We start from the raw sequence: 22,123 nt of genomic DNA, 5'->3' as shown, positions 1-22,123 counted from the left end.
ATAGTTTTTTAACTCTATAAATAGTACCTTGGTGTAAGTCTTGGTAAAAATTTAGACTGGAGGAGGAAAATAGTAAAGAGAAAACAGAAAAGTTTCTAAAGTTTCCGATGGTATAAACAAAGAAAAAGAAGGAAAGAAGAATATGGAAAAATATAAAAAAGGATAAATATAATAGATAAATCTACCTAAAATAAATTATGGCAGCCATTTTTAAGTATATCTGATTAAGAAAAACTTTTTTGTATCATTCTTTTGTGAAATTGGTATTAGGCAGATGGGGAGATAGAAAATAAGCAAAAAATTTTACCTTGTCAAAATTCTATTTCTTGTAACTCAGAGCAACGATAAGTGTTGTATTGTATGAAGAGATTTCAAAATTAAGGGAAAATTTTTAAACCCTAATAAATACACTGCAATTTTTCTATAAGTAAACAGCACAAATTGGCTGAAGTTATTGTCAGTTAAAATTTTCTAGGGAATAAATATTCTTTTTTGATGATCCTAAGTATCTATATATATAGGGCTGACTGAATTATTTATCAAAGTGTTGACGGGCACTGCTTTCAGCATTTATAGATACTAATAAAGTACCAGCTCTTAGGTGATTCCAGCTTAAAAATCTAGGATTTTGGGCAAGACAAGATAGGGGTCAAAAATTAGAGTAAGATTCTTCTGGCTACCTCTTCTATGATTCTTATTCCCATACGGATTCTGGATTCACCAATTCTGGCTCCTCACCTCAAGTAAAAAACTTTTTCAGCCAACCCTATATATTTTTTTGCTAGGCTGCCTAGCAGTAACCGGATTAAACTGAGTATCTATAAATTCCACTCGCTCATAAGTATTAATCCACAAGCGAGCGCCACAAGCTGTCGGTTTGTAAGGTCGATATATGATTTGGCAAGGACCTGTAATATTTAATTGATAACCATAATCATTACGATCACCGTCCTTAACTGAAAGAACAGGTTCTAGCTTTGCTGGAGGCTTACCGATATTACCTTTAATTTTGCTTTGATTAACATGAATCATTGTTGGTTTAGTAGATTTTTTTGTCCGCCACTTACCTTTCGGACCGCGCCGACCCGGAATTATTATAGGCATTTCATCCTCATAAACTGGTATTTCCCAGAATCTACCATTTTTATAAGCTCCTTTTACTCTTCCTTCAGCTAATAAATCTAGAAGACGTTTACGGGAGAAACCTAATAAAAGAGATGCTTCTTTAGTACCCATGATTTTTTCCTCAACTATTGTACAATACTAATAAACAAATAAGGTAACTTGAAAGAAGTTACCTAAAAACAATGTAAGTTAAATTATTGATTTGATTTGTCTAAATAATCTACAGACTACCTAAATTTGCCAAACCAAGGATCACACCTGCACCTAAAATATGACCGAAGCTTGTAGTTGCTAAAACACCAGCTACCCCAAAACCACCAAACAAGTTGGAGCTAGGCATAGCTGGCCCAACGCTAGGATATTTAACTGTGAACTTAGCAAAAGCGATCGCTACAATATTGCAGACGATCATTATTAGAGCAATTTTTGGACTCCAGCTAAAAGTATTAGGGCCAAGTGTTAATAAAGTTGAGTAAAGCATTTTTTCCTTTATATGTGTAAATTGAAAACCTCAGTGGCATCTTTATACCAAAAAATTGTGCCTTTTTTTTTCTTAGTAAGACTTAGCAATAATTCTTTACAAATTTTAGAAGAAATTAAGACTAACTTATTAATAAACGTCTCAAAAAATCGAAAATATAGCAGTGTACTCTGACATATTGATTGTTTTGCTGATTAAAAATAAGGTAAGCATTCAGCTATCAGCTATCAGCTATCAGCTATCAGTAATTAGTATTGTACATCTCCAATATTATCCAGAAATAATTAATTCTTTTTTCCTGTTCCCTATTACCTACCTGTTTCCTCTTTCAACTAAGAAGTTCCTCAAAGTCAGGACTACTTAAAAACATTTTTATAGATAAATATTTGAGTTTTGTTAGGTATTGAAAAAGTAGCTAGTTTTGAGCTGCTTCATTCTCAAAAAGTTAGAATTTTTAGCAAACAAGATTCAATCTTTCTACACTTCTAACACTCTGGTTTTTTCAGCAAACCCTATTTAAGATTGGCGCTCAAAAATATTTGAGAAAAAGCACTCTTCTCCAGAAATAATTAATTATTTTTTCCTGTTCCCTATTACCTACCTGTTTCCTCTTTCAACTAAGAAGTTCCTCAAAGTCAGGGCTACTTAAAAATATATAGATAAATATTTGAGTTTTGTTAGGTATTGAAAAAGTAGCTAGTTTTGAGCTGCTTCATTCTCAAACAGTTAGAATTTTTAGCAAACAAGATTCAATCTTTCTACACTTCTAACACTCTGGTTTTTTCAACAAACCCTATTTAACATTGGCGCTCAAAAATATTTGAGAAAAAGCACTCTTCTGATTACTTATAACTGAGTGCTGAATGTTGACGTCTTGTATCGTCTAGTGGCTTCAAACTTAAAACCTTTGAAATATATAGTTAAAATAAAATATTAAAGTCTATACCTCCTGATGAAAAGCAGGAGTTAGACTTTATCACATAACCTCTGTAAAGTCAAGAAAATAAATTTTAGTGTCATACTCAACCCAGAACAACCGAGAGTTGGATCTGAAGACCTTATTTCCATTTCAATTAGACAACTTCCAGAAACAGGCGATCGCCGCCCTTAACGCTGGAAAATCAGTAGTTGTTTGTGCCCCCACAGGCTCAGGCAAAACCCTAATTGGAGAATATGCCATCTACCGCGCCCTAAGTCGTGGGCAACGAGTATTTTATACCACACCCCTAAAAGCCCTGTCTAACCAAAAATTACGGGATTTCCGCAACTTATTTGGGACAGAAAGAGTAGGGCTAGTAACAGGAGATACATCTGTCAACCGGGAAGCACCAATCTTGGTAATGACCACAGAAATTTTCCGCAATATGTTGTATGGTACTCCCATTGGAGAAATAGGCACATCCCTAGAAAAAGTAGAAGCAGTAGTTCTAGACGAATGCCACTACATGAACGACCGCCAAAGAGGAACAGTCTGGGAAGAATCAATAATTTACTGCCCATCAGAAATCCAACTATTAGCCCTCTCAGCCACAGTAGCCAACAGCGACCAACTCACAGATTGGATTGCCAAAGTACACGGTTCTACCGAACTAATCTACTCTGATTTTCGACCAGTCCCTCTGCAATTTAACTTCTCCAACAATAAAGGTTTATTTCCCTTACTTCATAACAATCAAAAAAGAATTAATCCTCAACTTAAGTCTAAAACTAGACAAACAGGCAGAGGTAAAATCGAAAGACAACAAGAACCGACCTTATCAACAGTCTTGTCTCAACTCAAAGAACGAGATATGTTACCAGCCATCTACTTTATATTCAGCCGTAGAGGATGCGCTCGTGCAGTAACAGAATTAGTACAACTAAATAATCTGACCTTAGTTAACGAAACAGAAGTAGCTAGACTACAAACCCTAATACGAGAATTTCTCAACCGCAACCCAGACTTAGCAAGGTCTCAACAATTAGAACCTCTCACCAGAGGCATAGCAGCTCACCATGCTGGAATGTTACCCGTCTGGAAAGCATTAGTAGAAGAATTATTTCAGCAAGGCTTAATCAAAGTAGTCTTTGCCACAGAAACCTTAGCGGCAGGAATAAATATGCCAGCTCGCACAACAGTTATTTCCAGTCTCTCGAAACGTACAGATGATGGACACCGACTCCTCAGACCATCAGAATTTCTGCAAATGGCAGGTAGGGCAGGAAGGCGAGGGATGGATGATCAAGGTTATGTTTTAACTGTACAAACCAGGTTTGAGGGTGCTAAAGAGGCAGCTTATTTAGCAACTGCGGGAGCCGATCCTCTAGTAAGTCAGTTTACTCCTAGTTATGGTATGGTATTGAATTTACTCCAAACTCATACTTTGGAGGAGGCAAAAGATTTAGTAGAACGCAGTTTTGGTCAGTATTTATCTTCCCTATCTCTATTGCCAGAGCAAAAAGTGATTGACCAAAGGTTAGAGGAATTGATTTCTGTTGAGAATAAGTTAGGAATTTATGAAGAGAATGATTGGATTAATCTAGAAAAATTACTGGCAAGTTATGAAAAGTTACAGGAAAAACTAAAGGAGGAAAAACGACTGCTGAAAATTTTGGAAAGGCAAGCAGAAGAAACCAGGATTAGAGAAATTTCTTTATCTTTATCTTTTGCTGTCTTGGGAACTATAGTTAGTTTGAAAGGAAAGCACGTTCCTACTGCTAAAAAATCTACTTCAGAACCAATACCAGCGGTCTTGGTGGCAAAAATTCCTGGTTCTGGTCAATCTCTTTATTTCTTGTGTTTGGGAGGGGATAATCGGTGGTATGTGGTGGCAGCAATGGATGTTGTGGCTTTACAGGCAGATTTGCCACGTTTGATTGCTGTGGATGATATGGAATTGCCTGTGGAAATTGATTTGAGATTGGGGCAATGTCGCAAAGGAGATGAATTTTCTCTAGCTTTGGCTCAACAAATTCCAGTAGTAGGTCTACCAGTAAAACCTCCAGAAGTTTTAGCACAAATACAGAAAGTGGTAATAGTAGAAGCCCAAAGTGAGGAACATCCTTTGAGGGAGTGGGGAAACCCTCGGACTATAATAAAAGGTTGGCGACGGATGGAAATGTTGAAGGAAGAAATAGAAGACCGCCAAACCAGTTTGGAGGATAAATTGGCACGTCATTGGCAAGAGTTTCTTAATTTAATTGAAATTTTGCAGTATTTTGGTTGTCTGCATGGAGTTAAGCCGACGAATATTGGTCAAGCTTGTGCTGCAATTAGGGGCGATAATGAATTATGGCTTGGTTTAGCGTTAATGTCTGGTGCTTTGGAACTACTTGACCCTCATCATTTGGCTGCTGCTTGTGCTGGTTTGGTGACGGAGATTAGTAGACCTGATAGTTGGACTCGTTATGAGTTGTCTGTTGAGGTACAAGAAGTTTTGGCTAGTTTGCGTGGTTTACGACAACAGTTAATTCAGGTTCAATATCGATATGGGGCAGCTTTACCTGTTTGGTGGGAACGAGATGTAATTGGTTTGGTGGAACAGTGGGCACTGGGGGTGGAATGGCAGGAGTTGGTGGCAAGTACAAGTTTGGATGAGGGAGATGTTGTCCGGATTTTACGTCGGACTTTGGATTTTTTGTCTCAAATTCCTCATGTGCCTCATTTATCTGATGTTTTGCAACGGAATGCTTGTCGGGCAATGCAGTTGATAGATCGTTTTCCAGTTAATGAAGTGGTTAATTGACGTCTCCAGGTTTGGGAAGTCTGGGAATTGTGGAAAGTGCGTGGAGGGTGAGAAGATAGAAGCAGTAGGAAAAATAATTTTTCTTCGATTTTTCTACCTTTAGTTTCTTTAAAGTCGTGACTTTTGATTTTTCGGGAACGGTGCTTTAGAGACCTAAAAGCTGGTACTTTTTTCTGACCTAAAGTTGCTTAAACTTTTACTAATCAATTCTTTGATATTTAATTAGCAAACCCTAATTATCAATTATCCATTGTGTTTTGTTCAAAAGATATAAAAAAATGTCAGAATACCAATCAAATCAACCAATTTTCCAACAACCTGATACAGAAGCAGTTTCCCAGGAAACAACTGAAACTTATTCTGCTGCTTCTGAAACTCAACCTCAAGAACAACCTATTACTGAGAATGAATCAGGTGTACCGAAACCTGGATTTGGGCAGCAAGTTTTCGGGTTAGTTCGTTCCTTTCTACCAGAGTCTGTTAATCAGAAGCTTTCTGATAGGTTATTGACTGGGGCGATTACTGCTATTTTTGTCCTAATTTTGGTAATTATTTTTGTTTCTTTTTCTTCTAACAAACCTACTACTGAAGTAGCAGATATTTCTGTAGTTGAATCTCAATCAACAGAGGCGATCGCTATGGCAGAGTCTTTACTTTCTAAAGAAAATGAGGAAATTTCTGATTTGACATTGCCTGAAGCTCCTGATTTTCTAGAGTCCATTGTACCTGAACCTCCAAAATTAACACCAGAGCAAGTTTTTCTGGTATCAATTCAGAATCAGATTGATGATTTAGTTAATGAATATGGTGGTGGAATTGTTGAATCTTTAAAATTTGATTTTCCCATTAATTTATTAATTGCTGAAGTGAGTGATAGTTGGTATGAAATGACTCAAGAGGAACAAGATAAATTAGTTACTCAAATGTTTGAAGAAGTGCAAGATTTAGACTTTGCTAAATTAGCACTAATTAACTCTCAAGGCAGAATAGTAGCTCGAACTTCAGTGATTAATTCTAAGATGGTTATTTTACAGCGATTACGCTTAATTCAGTTATCAGTTAACAGTTATCAGTTATCAGCAATTTTTGCTTGATTCTTTTTCAGTTATCAGTTATCAGCAATTTTTGCTTGACTCTTAAAAAAAAGACATCTTCGGAAAAGAGGCAATCGGCAATAGGCAATGGGAAGAAAGAATTGATAATTTCTTGTCGTGATAATTGATTCGATTTTTTATTTCTGGAGATGTCTAAAGCTGATAGCTGAATGCTAATATAGGATAAAAAAATAAGTAGAATAAATTATGAGTAAAAAAAGTGGTGAAGGGCAAAAACTAATTGCTGATAATCGTCAGGCAAGATTTAATTATCACATATTAGAGACTTATGAAGCTGGGGTGGCATTACAAGGAACAGAAGTAAAATCAATCCGGGAAGGTAAAGTTAACTTGCGGGATGGTTATGCTTTAATTCGTCATAATGAAGCATGGTTACTTAATGTTCATATTTCTCCATATCAAAAAGCAGGAGATTTTTTTAATCACGAACCTCGACGTAGTAGAAAGTTATTATTACATAAACAAGAGATTCAGAAACTAATAGGAAAAGTAGAACAACAAGGATTAACTTTAGTACCTTTAAGAATGTATTTTAAACATGGTTGGGTAAAAGTTGATATTGGTTTAGCTCAAGGTAAAAAACTTTATGATAAACGTGAAACTATTAAGCGTCGAGATGATAAACGAGCTATGCAAAGAGCAATTAAACAATATTAAGTAAGCATTCAGCTATCAGCTATCAACTATCAGCTATTTGTTATTAATATCATGTCCGGTAGCATCGGAGCGTTTATAAAATTCAGGTGAAAATGAGATAAAACCTTTTGCCTCCAGCATAGCTACCTTCTGCCTTCCTTCCACCAAAGTCTAATTATTCAACCGGACATAATATAACTCATTATTAAGTAACCATTCAGCTATCAGTTATCGGCTGATAGTTATTTGCGAAGCATTCCGTAAGAAAGGAAATGCTAAATAGTGTGTCAACTAAAGTTACATCTTGGCGTTTCATAAAAATTGGAGTTTCGATGTTATTTATTATCTTTTTTCAATAATTTGTTTCTACAAGTATAGGCATCTTAACTCTTAACGTATAACCTTATATTTAGCACAATTTTCTTCTTCCTGATTACTTCTTACTTATTATTTATTACTTCTTATAATATTATTCGTAATAGTGTGTCACCTAAAGTTATATCTTGGCGTTTCATAAAAATTGGAGTTTCGATGTTATTTATTATCTTTTTTCTATAGAATTTGTTTCTACAAGTACGGGCATCTTACTCTTAACCTATAACTTTAAATTTAGCACAATTTTCTTATTCCTGATTACTTATTCCTGATTAGTTATTGCTTCCTCTAGAATGAACGTCGCCAATGAAATAAATTTTCTAGCAAATCTTTAAGTATTTGATTTTTTTCTCGTTTTTGCCTTAACCATGCTGTTGCTGTTTGAGCATTAATTTCTGATATTGTCGGCCAAACATTAGGTAATTCAGCAATCGCCTCTATTTTTATTTCTTGACGAATAGCTAATGCCATAACATGAATTATTTCACTTGCTTGATTCCCTACTATGGAAACTCCTAAAATTTTCCCATTACGATGACCAACAATTTTACAAAATCCTGTTGTTTTGCTCAAAATTTGTGCCCGAGCAATATTTTTAAAATTTTCTCGCCAAACTAATACATTTTCTCCATAACGTTGTCTAGCTTGTTGTTCAGTTAAACCAACTCTTGCTAATTGTGGTTCTGAGAATATTGCCCAAGGAATACTATTATAGTTAACTGAAAAAATAGGTAAATACAGAATATTTTTGATTGCTATTTTAGCTTCATAATTAGCAATATGAGGAAAAGAATATCCTCCTAATAAATCTCCACAAGCATAAATCCGATAATTAGTCGTTTGCAACTTTTTATTTAACAACAACTTATTATTTTTAAACTTCACTCCCACTGCTTCCAAATTAAAATTTTCTAAACTTGATTTATTACCTGCTGCCAAAATAATTTCATCAGTTTCTATCACTTCATCTCCTACTAAAACAAATTTTTTATCCTCTATTTTTCTAACTTCAGATACTTTAGTTTTAGTTAAAATTCTAATACCTTCCGCCTCTAACTGAGCTTGAACTAAAAATGCTGCTTCTGAATCTTCCTTATCTAAAATATAAGAACTTTTGACAACTATCGTAACTTTAGTTCCTAACCGACAAAAAGTTTGTGCTATTTCTATTCCACTAGGATCACCTCCAATAACTATTAAACTTTGAGGTTGTTTAGAAAGTTGTTCAATTTTTTGGGGAATAATAAATCCAGTAGTAATTAATCCTGGAATTTCTGGTATTAAAGGTTGAGATGGAGTAGCTAATAAATATTTCCGTGAACGTAAATGTCTGCCTTTAACAACAAAAGATAGATGAGGTCGATCTACAAATTTTCCCTCACTAAAAATTACATCTATTCCTAAAGTTGCTAAAACCGCAGGTTCATATTTTGCTAATTGATTATTAATTACATAATTAGCATACTTTTTTGCTTCTTTAAAATTAACTGAAATTTCTCCCAAATCATCACTTTCTTGATAAATACCGAACTGTTGTTTGTGGTGTATCTGTTCAACAAAATTTGCTATTTGATTGATAATTTTGTAGTGATGAAATCCTTGAGTATTATCAAAAATTGGGGAATTATTTGTATTTATTTCTGCAAGAGGAGGTTGTACAAGAGCAACACGTCCTTGAAATTTTGTTGCGGTAATAGCAGCATAAATACCTGTGATTGTTCCACCTATAATTACTACATCATAATCAATCATAATTTATTAAGAATAAAGAGGAAGTACGAAGAAGCGGAGACGCGGAGAGGGGGAGACATAAGAAACCCGGTTTCTTTAAGAAACCGGGTTTCTCAGTTTGGTGAGATAGACTCGTGCGAGCAGGATGCTCGCACTAGGGGAAAATAATTGGCAATTTCTATGCCATAATTTATCTATCATACTAAATAATCTAAGAGCCATAGTTGCCCTTTTATCCAAATATCACTACTTGTACATAACTACCTAAAAATTTAGGCGTTGGTGAATTGAGCTATGAACGATAAGGAACTGGAACATCTTTCCAATAAAGATAATGAATCAGTAAACGGACAGAATACTTCAACATTTCCACCGACTTTGAATAACATAAAGTTTTTCGGTGTAGTCTGGCTTTCAGGGTGCCTTAGTCTTGTATTTTCTCCTTCGACCCTGGTCATATAGGTTTTACTAATAATCTGATCCCCCTCTGAAATCAACTGTGGATATACTTTCCATCCATCTGTTACATAGAAATAACAGTTCCACTTTTCTACCTGTGCCCACAACGGTTCAAAGGTTTCTGCACTATGATCTCCAATCACCCACTCTAAAATACCTCTCTTAAAATGATCTACCGCAGTCCATATCCAAATCTTGTTTTTTTTTACCGACAAAAGTCTCCAGTTCATCTAATTCTCCCACCTGTGGAGTCCAGTAGTGTCGAATAACTATTGGGCAATAACTCACCCACTTGTTTAATCCAATTGATTATAGTGGCGTGGTGAATTTTTTTGACCAAGAGCGATCGCTCTAATTCCCATACCATTGACATACATTGTTAAACATTCATGTTTAAATTCGTTAGAATAGCCCTGTTCTAATTGATAATTATCAATGAATTGACGAGAACAATTAACACAGATGTAGTTTTGTTTCCCTTGCCGATTAATTCCGTTTTTGCGGATATGATGAGATTTACATTCGGGACATTCCATGATTTGAGACTATAGTAATCTTGATTGATTTTAATCATACCTTAATTCATAGCTTGATTCACCAACGCCAAAATTTAATATACTAATTTCTTATTTCACGAGCTACTGAGAACTGAGAACTGAGAACTGATAACTGAAACAACCCTACTCCCTATTCTCTATAAAATTTTTGCTAAAGCATCAATTAACTTTTGATTTTCTTCTTGGGTACGGACAGCTACTCGAAAATAGCGATCGCCTAATTCAGCAAAACTCAAACAATCTCTAATCAAAATTTGATATTCTTTTAGTAATTTAATCTGTAGCTGGTCAACAGATTTTTCTGACTTGACCAATAAAAAATTTGCTGCACCAGAATAAGGTTGTAAACCTGGTAACTCTGCCAAACCCTGAAATAGTTGAGGACAAGCTTTTGACAACCAATTCCAAGTTTGCTCCTGAAAAACTTTATCCTCTAAAACTGCTTGAGCAGCAGCTATAGCTAAACTATTTACAGACCAAGGGTCGCGCCATTTTTCCCATTTCCGAAGGCGTTCAGGATGAGAAATTACATAACCTATCCTTAGTCCAGGTAAACTGTAGAATTTAGTCAAAGAGCGTAAAATAACCAAATTGTCAAATTTAGTCACCAGTGGAATTAAACTTTCAAGTTGGGGTGGTGGCAAGAAATCCATAAATGCTTCATCTACCACTACCAAACCAAACTTCTCTAAAAAAGGGACTATACTTTCTAGCTCCATCAACATTCCCGTAGGGTTGTGAGGATTATTAAGTAGTAGTCCTTTGCTTATATCAGATTTTATTGCTAACTGTTCTAATTTCCATTCCCCTATTTCCAGGGGACATTCAACTACATTAGCTGCAAAAGTCTTCAAGGCACGCCAATAGTCACTAAAAGCAGGCACTAATAAATAAGTTGTTTCCAGCTTTGACAACTCTAGAGCTGCCCAAGTTAATAATTCCGCTGCACCATTGCCAGGCAAAACCCATTCTGGAGTCAGAGGAGGGTGAGTCAAACTTATAGCTTTCTTTAACTCCTGATAACTAGGGTCTGGGTAAGCTCTCAGTTGATTGATATTGCTTTGAATAGCTTGGAGCGCCGAATTAGGTGGCCCTAGAGGATTAATACTAGCCGAGAAATCAATAATAGCAGATGTTGGACAACCTGCTATTGTGGCCGCCCAAGCTAAATTTCCTCCGTGTACTGGTTTAGTCAAAGCTGGATAATAATTATTTACCGTTTCTTTCGGCCACTAACTCTTTGAAAGATTTACCCGCAGAAAAGGCAGGGACTGTAGTTTCAGGAATTTCCATTTTGTCCCCTGTTTTAGGGTTACGACCTTCACGTGCTTTGCGTTCTCTTGATTCAAATGAACCAAAGCCCACTAGGGTAACTTTATCCCCTTCTGCCACAGCCTCCATGATAGCTTCTAGGGCTGCACTTAGTACAGCATCGGCTTGTTTTTTAGTAACTTCAGCTTTTTTAGCAATTGCGTCAACTAATTCACCTTTGTTCATTTAGATACTCCTTTTTATGTTGGACAAGGTATTCTAGCAGGGTTTATTTAGCAATTTAATAAATCCATAATTCCAGCCAGTAAGGTCTTTGGGTATATGGATGTTTTACTATTTGGCTTTTTGTGGGGGGGCGGGTTTAGCTAGCTTTATGTGAAACTGGTTAGTTTAACATGAAAACCTGCCCCTACAACCTTTTTTATTAGCAAAACCTCATATCCTTTGAATGATAATGCTTTCCCCTATTCTCTTACTTATCATAAGCATGAGTCTTGGAAATAACATCAGGATTTTTTTTTGCTGAAAACCTCATATAATCTAGCTTTCACTGGTTTATTCTAATCTGTACTTGGGTGATATGGAGCGATGAAACGTCTAATTTCTGTAGATTTTTTGACTTCTTTAGTTTTTAATTATAATTTGGGCCTGAAAAGACCAAGAAAAGGAATGAAGTCAGAAGTCAGAAGTAATACAAACTACCATAAACTTTGCTATATTTCGGTTTTCTATTTATAAATATTATCTGTTTGAGCAAATGCTTGATATAATGATAATTCCGGTTATGAAGAAAAGTGATTTTGCCAGCTTATTAAGTAGGGTTGGCACTTCTTCAGTCTTTTCTTTTAGTAAGGGTAGGAGTCAGAAATCAGGAGTCACGACTCAGGAGTCAGGACTCAGGAGAAATTTAGAGGAGGTAAGAATAAGAATTGTCCTTTGATTTTTCTGTTTCCCGTGAGCCAAAAATGAGATACCTAAAAGCTGGTACTTTTTTGATACCTAAAAATGCTAAAAGCTTTATATATAAATGCTTTTAGATTTCTTCAGCAACTCCTGAGTATAGCAAAAATGCATGAAAAATTGTATAATAAATAATATTTTTATCACTAAGCATTGATATTTTATAGATATATTAATAATAAATTAAGTATGTTGGTGTGAATACAACGTCACTATGTAACAAAATTTTAAAGCAGTTGAAACCGATTATATTGCTTCTTTTCACTTCGTTACAGTAGCTGCGGACTTACTTATAAATTTTTTCACCTACCTACTTAATTGCTTCAAGTTAAAACTGAGAAGATTGAACCAAGTGTGGACTTGTTTCTTTTTTCTTAGTAAATTTGGATATGGAGTTTAGCTAACCCCCAACTTGGTGAAGGCTGCGGGCCATGAAATGTGTAGCGTCAAGGAGGGAATAGAAGAGCCACTCCGATCCGAAGTATGCCATCCCACTATAGGGGAAACTCGGCTAATTATCGCTCCTAAAAAGCAGAGGCTTTAAACCTTTGAAAATTAATTAGGGTTGGCTGAAAAAGTCTGTTGGCGAAGGTAGGCAATGGGCAATGCTATGGGGGCAATAGTTACAGCCATTAATTGTTCTAAATTTTTCCAAGTTTTGTGAGAAAAAATCCAGAATTTTCCAGGTTAATTGAGTAGTTTTTTGAAAATCTCTGTGATTAGAAAAAGCCTTTAAGCTTTGTCTGTTAATCCTTTTAGATTTAATCAGCAAACCCTAATTATCAATTGTCCATTATTCAGTTGACTACTTGTAAACCCTGTCAAGCAATAATAGTCCTACTACGATTCCAATAAAATGGGCTACAATCATGTGAGTATTACCCAAAACTATAAAAATGTCTAGTGGTTGAATAAACTCTCTCAGATTAGCAGTGCTTTCAATCAATATTTGTGGTCTAGCTAATGACTTACCTAACAAAATTCCCCCCATTGCTTCTGCCCCAAATAAAGTTAGGCTCATACCAATCAGATTAGCAATTAAAGTCCTTTTCACTTGTTGAGTTGTATCTGCCCTACTTGGCCTTAAAGAAGGTGTAGGCGATCGCAAATCTCTGGCTAAACGAGTATAACGAAAGGCCAAGTAAATACTAAATGACAGTACCACAAGTCCACAAACAGCAAAAAATAATCCACCTCCTGAACCTGCTCCAGGTTTCTGACCTGGTAAAGCCACTACAGCAAACAGAAAAATTATGCCAGAAATTATCCCCAACACAAGTTGTACCCAAAAGCAAGCCCAACCACCTAACCTGAGAGCTTGGGCTACTTGTTTAACTGTAGGAGGCAAGGAAGAAGTTGAGTCTGATGAATTTGACATATTTCTTCTGCTGGTATATTTTTAACTTCTTTAAAATTTTTACACAGATATGCTTGACGTTCAGTTAACTCCTTTTAGAATATATTTAAGAATTGTAAAGAAACAACTCTATTAAGAAACACTATTAAATTTCAGGCCAATTAATAATGACAGAACCAAAACCTACTACTACTCCTAACTTAAATGAGCCAAAGTTCGGATTCAACCAATATGCAGAACGTCTAAATGGTAGAGCAGCAATGATTGGCTTTGTGTTGACTTTAGCAATTGAATATTTTACCAGAGAAGGTTTACTTTCTTGGTTGGGTTTCAATTAGAACTTGATATAGCAATCCGTGCATAGGTTGTAATATTTTGCTCGTAGGGGTTTGGAGACCAAACCCCTACATTTTTTTGTCACAAACAATTTCATATTGCAAATTTTTTCCACCCTAATTTAACTGGTAATTGACAAAAATACATTTATATGTATTTCAGAAATTAGCACTGCATCAGGAAAAAATTAATAGTAGGAATAGAAGTAGACTTTTTACCAATATTTTTCATCTTTTCCCAGACAAGATGACTGCACCATGAGAATTTTATTCTTCACTCCTTGTACATCATTATCTAAAATATCCGTATTTAAGAAAGACATCTACATATTATAGATGTCTTTTTTTTCTCAAAACCTCGATCTGAATAGTAGTTAGAGATATTTAACAAGTTTTAATTATACTTTTTAGGTTATGTCTTTTAAATTTTAAAACTTTATCATCAATCCCTAATAATAATATCGTTCGATAAATTAACAAATTTTCAATACTTTGAGGGATTTTTCCCAATTTCGTGATATGGTAAATTTAATTATAATCAAAGGGGAGTTTATTGGTTAATCAAAAAATAAACTTGTCAACCCTTATTATCTTGTTGTTTTAGTAGCGATCGCTCTTCATTACTGGAAGGATGACTAACTAATTTTCTGCATCCTATTTAACTGGCAATTGACAAAAATACATTTGTATGTATTTCCGAAATTAGCATTGCATCAGGAAAAAATTAATAGTAGGAATAGAAGTAAACTTTTTACCAATATTTTTCATCTTTTCCCAAGCAAGATGACTGCACCATAAGAATTTTATTCTTCACTCCTTGTACATTATTATCTAAAATATCCGTATTTAAGAAAGACATCTACATATTATAGATGTCTTTTTTTCTCAAAATGTTTGCCTCAATAATGTTCAGAGATATTTAACAAGTTTTAATTATACTTTTTAGGTTATGTCTTTTAAATTTTAAAACTTTATCATCAATCCCTAATAATAATATCGTTAGATAAACTAACAAATTTTCAATACTTTCAGCGATTTTTCCCAATTTCGTGATATGGTAAATTTAATTATACTCCACAGGAGGTTTATTGCTTAATCAAAAAATAAACTTGTAAACCCTTATTATCTTGTTGTTTTAGGTGGCGATCACTCTTTATTGCTGGAAGGATGACTAACTAATTTTCTCCACCCTATTTAACTGATAATTGACAAAAATACACATAAATGTACTGCAGAAATTAGCACTACTTGAGGAAAAAATTAATAGTAGGGATAGAAGTAGATTTTTTACCAATATTTTTCATCTTTTTATATTGTGGTTAATCAGTGGAACTTTATATTGCACCACAGCTGAAATAGTTTACTTTAATGGGGGATAACATTTATCGCCAAAATAAAGAGTTGTAACTTCAAAAGTCTCTGATTTAAAGTTAAAGTCAGACACATAACTAGGCTTCTTTAACCCAGATTCAAAATTTATTTTAGCTAAGTAGTCTGCTTCTTGTTTTTTTGACTTTTCTCTATAGTCTTCATACTCTTTTTTTTCATTTGACATGAAATAAATGTTATAGTTTTTTGGCGTGTATTTTACTGCATTAATTGTATATACATCAATTAGTTGGTAGATGACAAAATACCATTCAAAAGGTTGGGGTAGTATTTTTGTTATATGTTGTTTAGAAGTTTTGTCAGAAATAGTAACTCTCTCACCTGTTAATCTACTTAACTAATTGGATATCTCATTTCTTAACTTAAAAAAATAAACTCCTACTTTTTGAGATCAACTAATACTTAGCTTTGAAGAAATTTCTTTAAAGCTTTGAAGTTCTAAAGCAGTTTCTCTAGTATAGCAAATTTCTCTTTCTCCTCCTCCAGGTTGCCCATGAAAAAAATCTATTAATACCCAGTATTGCTCTTTGACAAATTCCTTTAATTTAAAGCCTTTTATTGTAATATTAAAAGAGTCAGTAAGCTTCACGATCTCTATTGAATCTACAGATGCACTATCCTCATAAACATAACAACTATAGTTATTCTGAATAAGAATGAAACATTTTTTTTAGCTGAAACCTTTTAACAGTAAGAAATTATTGTCTCAGTCTAAACCAGAATGACTATAACAAGTTTTTTCTCTGTTTTTGAAGGAGGGTAAACACCAAACTTAACTTCTAGCTGAACTAAAGTAGTATTTTTATTTTTATACTTATAAATTAATTCAGAAAGTAATATCGAATTTGCTCCTTACTCTTGACAATTGTTAAAGTCTTTTTCAAGCAAGCTTATACACTCGAAGCATGACTATTAATTATATCGCAGTTGTGGTAAAACTTTCGATTTTAGATAAAAAAAACCAAATCCACGGAAAACTTCAAAATGATTATGTTCGTTTAATTGGCATTGATGGGAAGATGAAGCAACGAATAGTGGAGAAAATTATTCATAGACCAAATTAGATATATCTGAAAAAAGAATGTATGGAAGTTTCTCGGAACCTCTATACAAATTTATGAGGAAAGGTTGGTTTTTTAGCGATCGCCTCAGAAAAACTTTTGAATTTATCTTACTTACAATTACACCGAAAAATGGTGCATGGGGTAGGGGCGGGTTTGAGCTATAATTTTAATTCTTATTCTCAGAATTATATCAGGGCTATTTCATTCTAAAAAGTTCGAGAATATGCTTAAGGCCATAACTGCATAATCGTTGAGCTTGAGCAATATTGGTGAAACCTGCCTGACGATAAAGATTAATAGCTAAATTACGAGCGATCGCCAACAAATGAGGCAGAAACCCAGTGCGGATTCGAGAACGATCCTCACCAAAAGTCACATCTTTAACTAACGTGAAGCCTATTTTCCACAACCCAATGACCACGACTTCTTTCACCTAAAGATATGGCTGATTCAGTTAAATCAGTAATATAGTAACAGGTTTCCTCTTCAGCTTGATGAGTCAGACTTCTGTGCCTATGTACTCTGATAATAGTTTTGATATCAGGTCAGTCAGGGTAATCATCTGGATCTACTCTCATAATTTCCACCAGACGCTTTTCGATTCGTCCATGGGCTTTGTTGAGTGTCTGGCAAGATTCGCTAGGCTCAAATTAGGTAGCCATCTGGCTATAAAGAGTTGGTTGATTACCTTTAACAGCAGCTAGATAATGGTTTGAGGTTTCGCGAATCGTTTGAAGGGTTTTTTTGTGTGTTCAAAGCATCAAAGGAGAAGACTACTCCCTCCACAGCCAAACTCCTAGTTAAATTTGGTAAGGCTGTAATTTCGTTACTGCCTGGCTCTACTTGTATTTAAGGCGATATTAGTCCCCTTTCCACTAAGTAAGAAGTTACTAAAGTAATAGCTGGATGTGGCTCGCTTTCAGGATTATCTTCTTGAGTTAGATAAGAACCTTTCAAGGTTTTACCGTCCAGACTAATGGTTTCTCCTACTTCTGGCTTCACACCAAAAAAAGTTCGCTAAGGTGCCAGCATAGTCAAGATAATCAACTTGGAGTAATACTCTTCTAATAGCACTATAGGAGGGAATACCCTCAACATGGAACAAGTCTTTCAATTCTTGATGATGATATTTTAGCCAATCTCCTATGGCCAAAAATCCCTGATTTACCGCAGCTACTGCGAGAGTAAACAAAGCTAAACATAATTGTAGGGAGTGTCTAGTTCCTTGTTTTCGTCTAGAGTCGGGCATTTCTTCAAAAGCTTTAAAAATAGCTACTTTGCTCATGTATGTTAATTTGATTCTAAATTAACATACATATCATAGCATTTAGAATGAAATAGCCCTGATTTATTTCTTTCTTTAAAGGTATCGACAAAAAACCTTAATATACCTGCTTCATTCATCTTAATTTTGACTATATTATTCAGCATAAATTGTTAATTGATAAGAATCGTGGAAAATAGTTGATGCCAAACATAAATTAAATTTTTGTTTGCCAATATTTTGCTTTTTTTTAGTTATCAACCAATTAAATTTATAATCCAAAACAATGTCTTATTATCAATTAATTACAAGTCTATTTTAACAGAAAAAATCAATATTTTTATTCCCTTAATTTTGAAAAAGCAAACTCATTACAAATATCCCACCCTCTACCACTATGAATTAATAAAGTTAACTGAGAAACTGTAAATTCTAAGTGAAGCGATCGCTCCCTAAACTCCAACCAAGCTGATCGAAAATTTGGTTTACTTAAGTCTCGAAAAGCTACAGTAACATGAGGACAAAAAGGGCGCATTTTTGAAGGGGGATGCACAATTCCCAAAGTAGTTTCTGTAAACTCAATTAAATCTTTTTGTATTTTTAAAAGTTCTGGAGTTTTCACAACATTAACATAAATAACACGAGGAGGAAAAGCAGAAAAACCAGACAAAGTAATCGGAAAAGTAGAACATTTTTGAGCAAAAATCTCTAACGACTCCTGCACCAAACTTAAATTTTCAGTCGCCCATTTAAAAGGAGGTTGTAAAGTAATATGAGGTACAGACTTTAAAGCATGACTGCTATTATATTCTTGAGCAAAATATTCCTTAATTTTCGTAACTTGGTTTTGAATATTTTCTGGTGGCACAAGAGCCACAAATAATAAACGTTTAGATAAACCCATAAAATTAAAATTTAAAAAATAAAATGCCTTGGTTTGCCAAAATAGAAAAAGGTATAGTAGAAAAGCCAATATTTGACCAGTATGTGCCAGACCATATAGCTTATGTCCAAGAATTAATTGCTAAAGGACATAAAGCCAAAAGTGGTTATTGGGCAAAAAAGGGAGGCGGAATGCTGCTATTTGAGGCTGCATCTATGGCAGAAGCAGAAAAAATAGTAGCCGAAGACCCCCTAATTAAAAATAATTGCGTAACTTATGAAATTTATCAGTGGTATATAGTTGCAGAATGAAAATTTATGTTATAGTAATAAACGATTCGGACCATCGCGACCATAACACCTAAACCTTGTCAGGACCGGAAGGTAGCAGCAACACGGGATGCTTATAGTAGGCGTTGACTCCGGGTCACCCAATTTAAAGGAGCCATGAACATATTATGGATAATTTGGGAGGAATTTTTCAAAGGGCTGTTTATCTAGGAGTGGGACTAGCTTCTTATGCAGGTGAGAAAGCTAGCGAGAAGTTGGCAGAACTAAGGACAGAAACCCAAAAGCTGGCAGATGAAATGGTTAAGCGTGGTGAAATGACCACAGAAGAAGCTCGTAGATTTGTGGAAGATATGATGAATAAATCTATGGAGCAAGGACCTATAGATTCATATTCGGAAACAAGACCTAATGAACCACGCCGTATAGAAATTATTTCAGAAGACGATAGTTCTACAGAAGTAGATAGAATGCGTCAAGAAATAAAGAAGTTGCAAGATGAATTACATCATTTACAAAAAGACTAAATTTATATTCCCAAATCAGAGCAAGATTGAAGGAATTTTATTAGTAGTCAAAATTTTGAAGGAAAGTCGAAAGAGATTATAATGGAAGATTGGTCAAAAAACTTCTTTGAAGTAATAGAAAATGCCATGATGGAAGTAGAGGGTTTTTTTAATGAAATGGCAGAAGAAATTTCAGAAGTTTTTGAAGAGTGGGGAAAATTCTCTGAAGAAATTACTGAAGAGATACAGACTAATATTATTGCAGAATTAGATGAGTATCTCAATGATTTAATTGAACCAAGAATTGAAGTTTACTTAGACTTTGATGTTGAGACACAGGAAGAAGAAGTAGACTATCATTTTGTTGATCGTGTAAAACCTACATTAGAAAATCATCCAGCTTGTAGAGGATGTACTCATTATCATGGTCAAGCTTATGGAGGAAATCTATTAGTTTGTGCGATGCACCCTTATGGTGTGGAAGACGAAAGTTGTCCAGACTGGGAATCATATACTAGCAGTCTTAATTAAATTAAATATTAAAGCAATTTTCATTCAGTGTAGGGACGTTCCATGGAACGTCCCTACAATATTTTAAAATGACTTTGTTTATTTATCAATCAAATTTCAAGAAAATATAGTCATTCTGGTTTAGACTGAGACAATAATTTCTTACTATCAAAGAGTTTCAGCTAAAAAAATGTTTCATTCTTATTCAGAATAACTATAAGAAGGTAGAAGAGTCAAGTCATACCATTTCTCATGCCTTCTTGCTATACTTGGAAACTGGAAAAATTACTGTTCTTCATAAGCGTAATTACCACTTTATCAAGCATTTGGTCGAACAAATAATATTCATAGCAGGGAACACTTAACTGGGAACAGTTGGAAAAGTCTGATATCTATCATCAGTCCATGTCCTAATCGCCTTGTCGGTTGCTATATGACATCTCCAGAAAAGAGGGAACAGGGAATAGGGAAGAAGAATTGATAATTTCGTATGGGATAATTGATTTTAATTTTTATTTTTGGAGATGTCTAATAGAAAATCCAAATATAGCAAAGTTTATGGTAATTGTCATTATATCATGTCCGTTAGCATAGTCTGTTTATAAAATCAAGGTTAAATGTCAGAAAAGCTTCAGCATAGCTGCTTTCCTTCCACCAAAGTCTAATTATTCAACCGGACATAATATTATGAGTGAAATAAATTTATCAACTCTCTACATAGTTGGTACACCAATAGGCAACTTACAGGATACAACATTTAGAGCCATTCAAACATTACAAAAGGTAGATTTAATAGCAGCGGAAGACACTCGTCATACAGGAAAATTATTACAATATTTTCAAATCGAAACTCCACAATTAAGTTACCATCAACATAATGAACAAAGTCGCATACCAGAATTAATAGAAAAACTAAAGCAAGGAAAAACTATAGCTTTAGTAACTGATGCAGGAATGCCAGGAATATCTGACCCTGGATATGAGTTAGTAAAAGCTTGTGTGGAAGCGAATATTTCTGTTGTACCAATACCGGGAGTTACTGCTAGTATTACAGCATTAAGTGCTTCTGGTTTACCGACTAACAAATTTATATTTATTGGTTTTTTACCTACTAAAATTAAACTACGAGAAGAAGAATTAGAAAAATTATCTAATTCGTCAGAAACTATTATTTTATATGAGTCTCCTTATAGGTTATTACAAACTCTAGAAGATTTAGCCGAAATGTTAGGTAAAGATAGAAAAATAGTTTTGGCAAGAGAACTAACAAAACTCCATGAAGAATTTTGGCGTGGAAGTGTTGAAGAAGCAATTATTCATTATCAAAATTATCAACCAAAAGGAGAATTTACGATTGTTATTGCAGGTGCTGAAGCAGAAAAAATAGTATTATCAGAAGATACTATTAAAGAGGAGTTACAAGAACTTTTTGCTCAAGGAATTTCTCGTTCTCAAGCTAGTCGTCAACTTGCAGAAAAAATTAATGTATCTCGTAGTAAGATTTATCAAATATCTCTAAAAATGAAGTAAGAAGGAAGAAGGAAGAGGGAAGAAGGAAGAGGGAAGAAGAGATAAATCTTGAAAAAAGATGAAATTTGCACTTAATCTAGAGATAATATTAGTTAGAGCTTGCTGAACAATTCTGTTGGTGAAGGTAGGCAATGAATAAGGGAGCAATAGGTAATAGTTACAGCTATTAATTGTTCTAAATTTTTCCAAGTTTTGTGGGAAAAAGTCCATAGTTTTCAAGATTAATTTAGTAGTTTTTTGACACTTTGTGTTATGAGAAAAACCCTTTAAGCTTTGTGTGTTAACAAATATTATCTTTCCACAACCACTTCCAACTACCACTTCAGAAATAATGAGTAGAAAAATTTAGACAAGTTTTCCTATAGTAGAATTTCTCAAACTCAAACAAACAAATATTATCTTTCCATAACCACTTCCAACTACCACTTCAGAAATTTAGCCTCAACTCTTAATCAAATTAAAATTTCTAATTTAATCAGTAGAAAAATTTAGGAAAGTTTTCCTGTAGTAGAATTTCTCAAACTCAAACAAACAAATATTATCTTTCCATAACCACTCAAAA

22 protein-coding genes, 1 other RNA gene and 1 pseudogene are annotated in these 22,123 nt (G+C 34.4%); 11 read left to right on the top strand and 13 right to left on the bottom strand.

Going from position 1 to position 22,123, the window contains the following annotated elements:
• Positions 1-756: 756 nt before the first annotated feature.
• Both VKJ25_RS06410 and psaK read right to left on the bottom strand, forming a co-directional pair.
• Positions 757-1,236, bottom strand: a complete 480-nt coding sequence (locus tag VKJ25_RS06410) for a hypothetical protein (protein ID WP_324235796.1) — start codon at positions 1,234-1,236, stop codon at positions 757-759.
• A 109-nt stretch (positions 1,237-1,345) separates the two neighbouring features.
• The gene (gene psaK / locus VKJ25_RS06405; RefSeq protein WP_324235795.1) at positions 1,346-1,606 is read right to left on the bottom strand and encodes a photosystem I reaction center subunit PsaK; all 261 of its coding nucleotides are present in this window, start codon (positions 1,604-1,606) and stop codon (positions 1,346-1,348) included.
• A 1,013-nt stretch (positions 1,607-2,619) separates the two neighbouring features.
• Here psaK and VKJ25_RS06400 point away from each other — a divergent pair.
• The 3 genes from VKJ25_RS06400 (at position 2,620) to smpB (ending at position 7,103) form a co-directional block, all read left to right on the top strand.
• Positions 2,620-5,331, top strand: coding sequence for a DEAD/DEAH box helicase (locus VKJ25_RS06400; RefSeq protein ID WP_324235794.1), 2,712 nt, complete (start codon positions 2,620-2,622; stop codon positions 5,329-5,331).
• A gap of 278 nt (positions 5,332-5,609) precedes the next feature.
• On the top strand, positions 5,610-6,425 hold the full coding sequence (locus tag VKJ25_RS06395) for a hypothetical protein (protein ID WP_324235793.1): 816 nt from the start codon (positions 5,610-5,612) through the stop codon (positions 6,423-6,425).
• A gap of 207 nt (positions 6,426-6,632) precedes the next feature.
• Positions 6,633-7,103 (top strand): SsrA-binding protein SmpB, encoded by a 471-nt coding sequence (gene smpB / locus VKJ25_RS06390; RefSeq protein WP_324235792.1) that lies wholly within the window; start codon positions 6,633-6,635, stop codon positions 7,101-7,103.
• Positions 7,104-7,745: 642 nt separating this feature from the next.
• Here the strand turns inward: smpB and VKJ25_RS06385 are convergent.
• The 5 genes and pseudogenes from VKJ25_RS06385 to VKJ25_RS06365 form a co-directional block, all read right to left on the bottom strand.
• Complete coding sequence (locus VKJ25_RS06385; protein ID WP_324235791.1) at positions 7,746-9,209, bottom strand: dihydrolipoyl dehydrogenase family protein; 1,464 nt, start codon at positions 9,207-9,209, stop codon at positions 7,746-7,748.
• A gap of 271 nt (positions 9,210-9,480) precedes the next feature.
• Positions 9,481-10,183 (bottom strand): annotated as a pseudogene (locus tag VKJ25_RS06380) (IS1 family transposase).
• Positions 10,184-10,341: 158 nt separating this feature from the next.
• The gene (cobD, locus tag VKJ25_RS06375) at positions 10,342-11,400 is read right to left on the bottom strand and encodes a threonine-phosphate decarboxylase CobD (protein ID WP_324235790.1); all 1,059 of its coding nucleotides are present in this window, start codon (positions 11,398-11,400) and stop codon (positions 10,342-10,344) included.
• Positions 11,401-11,413: 13 nt separating this feature from the next.
• On the bottom strand, positions 11,414-11,701 hold the full coding sequence (locus tag VKJ25_RS06370; protein ID WP_324235789.1) for an HU family DNA-binding protein: 288 nt from the start codon (positions 11,699-11,701) through the stop codon (positions 11,414-11,416).
• A gap of 1,540 nt (positions 11,702-13,241) precedes the next feature.
• Positions 13,242-13,814 (bottom strand): DUF3611 family protein, encoded by a 573-nt coding sequence (locus VKJ25_RS06365; protein WP_324235788.1) that lies wholly within the window; start codon positions 13,812-13,814, stop codon positions 13,242-13,244.
• Positions 13,815-13,960: 146 nt separating this feature from the next.
• On the opposite strand from VKJ25_RS06365, the gene VKJ25_RS06360 reads away from it, so the two are divergent.
• Positions 13,961-14,131 (top strand): chlorophyll a/b-binding protein, encoded by a 171-nt coding sequence (locus tag VKJ25_RS06360; protein WP_324235787.1) that lies wholly within the window; start codon positions 13,961-13,963, stop codon positions 14,129-14,131.
• A 1,357-nt stretch (positions 14,132-15,488) separates the two neighbouring features.
• On the opposite strand, the gene VKJ25_RS06355 is transcribed toward VKJ25_RS06360, so the two are convergent.
• Both VKJ25_RS06355 and VKJ25_RS06350 read right to left on the bottom strand, forming a co-directional pair.
• Entirely contained in the window at positions 15,489-15,683 is a 195-nt protein-coding gene (locus tag VKJ25_RS06355; RefSeq protein ID WP_324235786.1) for a hypothetical protein, read from the bottom strand.
• Between the two features lie 225 nt (positions 15,684-15,908).
• Positions 15,909-16,106 carry a hypothetical protein gene (locus VKJ25_RS06350; protein ID WP_324235785.1) on the bottom strand — a complete coding sequence of 66 codons (198 nt, stop codon included), beginning with the start codon at positions 16,104-16,106 and terminating at the stop codon, positions 15,909-15,911.
• A gap of 316 nt (positions 16,107-16,422) precedes the next feature.
• Between VKJ25_RS06350 and VKJ25_RS06345 the strand changes: the two genes are divergently transcribed.
• On the top strand, positions 16,423-16,581 hold the full coding sequence (locus VKJ25_RS06345) for a hypothetical protein (protein WP_324235784.1): 159 nt from the start codon (positions 16,423-16,425) through the stop codon (positions 16,579-16,581).
• A 17-nt stretch (positions 16,582-16,598) separates the two neighbouring features.
• On the top strand, positions 16,599-16,745 hold the full coding sequence (locus VKJ25_RS06340) for a hypothetical protein (RefSeq protein ID WP_324235783.1): 147 nt from the start codon (positions 16,599-16,601) through the stop codon (positions 16,743-16,745).
• Between the two features lie 32 nt (positions 16,746-16,777).
• On the opposite strand, the gene VKJ25_RS06335 is transcribed toward VKJ25_RS06340, so the two are convergent.
• The 4 genes from VKJ25_RS06335 to VKJ25_RS06320 all read right to left on the bottom strand — a co-directional run bounded on the left by VKJ25_RS06335 (position 16,778) and on the right by VKJ25_RS06320 (position 18,749).
• Complete coding sequence (locus tag VKJ25_RS06335) at positions 16,778-17,014, bottom strand: hypothetical protein (protein WP_324235782.1); 237 nt, start codon at positions 17,012-17,014, stop codon at positions 16,778-16,780.
• 540 nt (positions 17,015-17,554) lie between these two features.
• On the bottom strand, positions 17,555-17,866 hold the full coding sequence (locus tag VKJ25_RS06330; protein ID WP_324235781.1) for a transposase family protein: 312 nt from the start codon (positions 17,864-17,866) through the stop codon (positions 17,555-17,557).
• Positions 17,867-18,001: 135 nt separating this feature from the next.
• Complete coding sequence (locus VKJ25_RS06325) at positions 18,002-18,127, bottom strand: hypothetical protein (RefSeq protein ID WP_324235780.1); 126 nt, start codon at positions 18,125-18,127, stop codon at positions 18,002-18,004.
• A 58-nt stretch (positions 18,128-18,185) separates the two neighbouring features.
• The gene (locus VKJ25_RS06320) at positions 18,186-18,749 is read right to left on the bottom strand and encodes a 2'-5' RNA ligase family protein (RefSeq protein WP_324235779.1); all 564 of its coding nucleotides are present in this window, start codon (positions 18,747-18,749) and stop codon (positions 18,186-18,188) included.
• Positions 18,750-18,772: 23 nt separating this feature from the next.
• Here VKJ25_RS06320 and VKJ25_RS06315 point away from each other — a divergent pair, with 23 nt between their 5' ends.
• From VKJ25_RS06315 to rsmI, 5 genes are all read left to right on the top strand, one after another.
• Complete coding sequence (locus tag VKJ25_RS06315; protein ID WP_324235778.1) at positions 18,773-19,039, top strand: YciI family protein; 267 nt, start codon at positions 18,773-18,775, stop codon at positions 19,037-19,039.
• 23 nt (positions 19,040-19,062) lie between these two features.
• Positions 19,063-19,159, top strand: an RNA gene (gene ffs / locus VKJ25_RS06310) — signal recognition particle sRNA small type.
• A gap of 26 nt (positions 19,160-19,185) precedes the next feature.
• Positions 19,186-19,542 (top strand): phasin family protein, encoded by a 357-nt coding sequence (locus VKJ25_RS06305; RefSeq protein WP_324235777.1) that lies wholly within the window; start codon positions 19,186-19,188, stop codon positions 19,540-19,542.
• 81 nt (positions 19,543-19,623) lie between these two features.
• Positions 19,624-20,052, top strand: coding sequence for a hypothetical protein (locus tag VKJ25_RS06300; RefSeq protein ID WP_324235776.1), 429 nt, complete (start codon positions 19,624-19,626; stop codon positions 20,050-20,052).
• A 666-nt stretch (positions 20,053-20,718) separates the two neighbouring features.
• Positions 20,719-21,561, top strand: a complete 843-nt coding sequence (gene rsmI / locus VKJ25_RS06295) for a 16S rRNA (cytidine(1402)-2'-O)-methyltransferase (protein ID WP_324235775.1) — start codon at positions 20,719-20,721, stop codon at positions 21,559-21,561.
• Positions 21,562-22,123: the final 562 nt, after the last annotated feature.

Origin of the sequence: Okeania sp. (assembly GCF_035285525.1) — a bacterium.
Taxonomy (GTDB): Bacteria; Cyanobacteriota; Cyanobacteriia; order Cyanobacteriales; family Microcoleaceae; genus Trichodesmium.
Note: the sequence above shows the minus strand (reverse complement) of the source record. Positions and strands in the feature narration are given on the sequence as shown.

Bases quoted from the DNA above. Each gene is read 5' to 3' on its own strand.
- VKJ25_RS06410 (WP_324235796.1), bottom strand. From the start codon at position 1,236: ATGGGTACTAAAGAAGCATCTCTTTTATTAGGTTTCTCCCGTAAACGT.
- psaK (WP_324235795.1), bottom strand. From the start codon at position 1,606: ATGCTTTACTCAACTTTATTAACACTTGGCCCTAATACTTTTAGCTGG.
- VKJ25_RS06395 (WP_324235793.1), top strand. From the start codon at position 5,610: ATGTCAGAATACCAATCAAATCAACCAATTTTCCAACAACCTGATACA.
- smpB (WP_324235792.1), top strand. From the start codon at position 6,633: ATGAGTAAAAAAAGTGGTGAAGGGCAAAAACTAATTGCTGATAATCGT.
- VKJ25_RS06385 (WP_324235791.1), bottom strand. From the start codon at position 9,209: ATGATTGATTATGATGTAGTAATTATAGGTGGAACAATCACAGGTATT.
- VKJ25_RS06370 (WP_324235789.1), bottom strand. From the start codon at position 11,701: ATGAACAAAGGTGAATTAGTTGACGCAATTGCTAAAAAAGCTGAAGTT.
- VKJ25_RS06365 (WP_324235788.1), bottom strand. From the start codon at position 13,814: ATGTCAAATTCATCAGACTCAACTTCTTCCTTGCCTCCTACAGTTAAA.
- VKJ25_RS06360 (WP_324235787.1), top strand. From the start codon at position 13,961: ATGACAGAACCAAAACCTACTACTACTCCTAACTTAAATGAGCCAAAG.
- VKJ25_RS06355 (WP_324235786.1), bottom strand. From the start codon at position 15,683: ATGTCAAATGAAAAAAAAGAGTATGAAGACTATAGAGAAAAGTCAAAA.
- VKJ25_RS06345 (WP_324235784.1), top strand. From the start codon at position 16,423: ATGACTATTAATTATATCGCAGTTGTGGTAAAACTTTCGATTTTAGAT.
- VKJ25_RS06340 (WP_324235783.1), top strand. From the start codon at position 16,599: ATGTATGGAAGTTTCTCGGAACCTCTATACAAATTTATGAGGAAAGGT.
- VKJ25_RS06330 (WP_324235781.1), bottom strand. From the start codon at position 17,866: ATGAGCAAAGTAGCTATTTTTAAAGCTTTTGAAGAAATGCCCGACTCT.
- VKJ25_RS06320 (WP_324235779.1), bottom strand. From the start codon at position 18,749: ATGGGTTTATCTAAACGTTTATTATTTGTGGCTCTTGTGCCACCAGAA.
- VKJ25_RS06315 (WP_324235778.1), top strand. From the start codon at position 18,773: ATGCCTTGGTTTGCCAAAATAGAAAAAGGTATAGTAGAAAAGCCAATA.
- VKJ25_RS06305 (WP_324235777.1), top strand. From the start codon at position 19,186: ATGGATAATTTGGGAGGAATTTTTCAAAGGGCTGTTTATCTAGGAGTG.
- VKJ25_RS06300 (WP_324235776.1), top strand. From the start codon at position 19,624: ATGGAAGATTGGTCAAAAAACTTCTTTGAAGTAATAGAAAATGCCATG.
- rsmI (WP_324235775.1), top strand. From the start codon at position 20,719: ATGAGTGAAATAAATTTATCAACTCTCTACATAGTTGGTACACCAATA.